Below are 1,658 nucleotides of genomic sequence, written 5' to 3'. Positions count from 1 at the left end.
AACAACACCCACAGTTCGTCCGGCACCAGCCGCTCGACCAAGTCCGTCATGCACGGCTCAACGAACGATCACGCCAAAAGAAACGATGTCTTAGCCCTGCCCGAGCTCATCCCTCACGCCCCGCCGCCCGATGACTGGAACACCCCAGCCTCCCTTCGCCCTGCCATCCGGGAAGAGAAGGGATGACGAGCCAGCTGCCGCCACGGGAGACCGATCACTACACCCAGCTCGCGGACGCCGCGATTGTCACGACCCGGGCGCTCCTGGCCGCGAGGGAGAACATCGCCGACACGATCGATGCAAGGGCGATGATGTGCCTCCACGGCCCGGCAGGGGTCGGCAAGACGCTCGCCGTGAACGTCTGCCTGCGTGAGCTTGAGCGGACCCGGGACGAGGAGGTCTGCCGGATTGCCTTCCGCGCCCGCCCCACTGCCCGAGCGGTGCGGCACGAGCTCTTCGCTGCGCTTGGTCTGCCGAGCGAACCCCCGCGTCACCCGTCCGAGTTCGATCGGCTGCTCCTGGACTCCCTGGCAGCCCAGCCGCGTGCGCTGGTCGTGGACGAAGCTCAATGGCTGAATCGAGAGACGTTCGAATATTTCCGGTTCGTCTGGGACCACCCGTACTCACAGATCGCGATCGTCTTCGCCGGCGGCGAGGGAGCACACACGGTGCTGCGCAAAGAGCCGATGCTCTCCTCCCGCATCTTCATCTGGCAGCACGTCACCAAGCTCACTCCGGAGGAAGTTCACCAGGTCATCCCTCTCTACCACCCTGTCTGGGCACGGACTGATCCCGCGGACATCGCCTTCGCAGACCGCCACGCGGCTCACGGCAACTTCCGTAACTGGGCACGGCTAACAGCCCACACTCTGATCGCACTCGAACGAACGGGCCGCGACCACCCTGATCGGGAGGTGCTGCGCTGGGCGTTCAGCAGATTGGGCAGCTGGCGTGGCTGATGACGGATCGCCGAGGCAGTCCGCAGGTGCCGCGGGTTAGCGGAGCGGACCATGGCCTTGGATCCTGAGCTGATCCGAGAGCTATTTTGAACCAAGTTGCTATCGGGCCACTCGAAGGTTTGGGTGCGCAGGCGTCGAGGGACGGGGCCGGGCTGGCAAGCTTGCTAGAGGCCCTTGTTTTCCGGCGCCGGTTAGGCCGTGACCACCCCCGCGCAGACCGGGAGGACTGCCGTTGAGTTTCCAGTGCTGGATGCTCCGGAACCGGCCCCGTCATCGGGGCCTCTAACCGCCACCACTGACACCGGTGCTGGTCGGGCGCATGGCAGGACTGGGCAGACGGGTGACAGTGGACTTAATCATCCGCTACAGCAGCACCGGTACAGCCGCGGGGACGCTCAACCCCCTCCTGGCCAGCCCCGGGAGATCCGCATGCCAGGAGTCAGGCCGAGTCACGCACCACCGCTGCACTGCTAGCCGCCCGCGAAGCGGGCTGGTCCTGGAGGCGGAGCCGGAAGGACCCGGTGGGGGAGCGGAGCGTACACACCCAACGGGCCGAAGGCCCGGACCCCGTGAAACGGGGTCACCCAAGCCTGCGAAGCAGGCAGTTCAGGGTGGAGCGCAGCGGAACCCTGAACAGTCCAGAGCGCAGCTCCGGACTCCGGCCCCGAAGGGGCCGGCCCTGGCCCGGCGAAGCCGGGC

The 1,658-nt window shown here is 66.7% G+C and carries 2 protein-coding genes; both read left to right on the top strand.

Annotated elements, in window-relative coordinates; genetic code table 11:
* Window positions 1–186, top strand: a 186-nt coding sequence (locus tag AB0F11_RS38150; RefSeq protein ID WP_362184466.1) for a hypothetical protein, incomplete at its 5' end; no start/stop codon positions are given.
* Window positions 183–959 carry an ATP-binding protein gene (locus AB0F11_RS38145; RefSeq protein ID WP_362184464.1) on the top strand — a complete coding sequence of 259 codons (777 nt, stop codon included), beginning with the start codon at window positions 183–185 and terminating at the stop codon, window positions 957–959. The genes AB0F11_RS38150 and AB0F11_RS38145, both read left to right, overlap by 4 nt.
* Window positions 960–1,658: the final 699 nt, after the last annotated feature.

Source organism: Streptomyces sp. NPDC032472 (assembly GCF_040636955.1).
Lineage (GTDB): Bacteria > Actinomycetota > Actinomycetes > Streptomycetales > Streptomycetaceae > Streptomyces.
The sequence above is the reverse complement of the archived record's forward strand: the minus strand, read 5'-3'. Positions and strand labels throughout refer to the sequence as shown.

Bases quoted from the DNA above. Each gene is read 5' to 3' on its own strand.
- AB0F11_RS38145 (WP_362184464.1), top strand. From the start codon at position 183: ATGACGAGCCAGCTGCCGCCACGGGAGACCGATCACTACACCCAGCTC.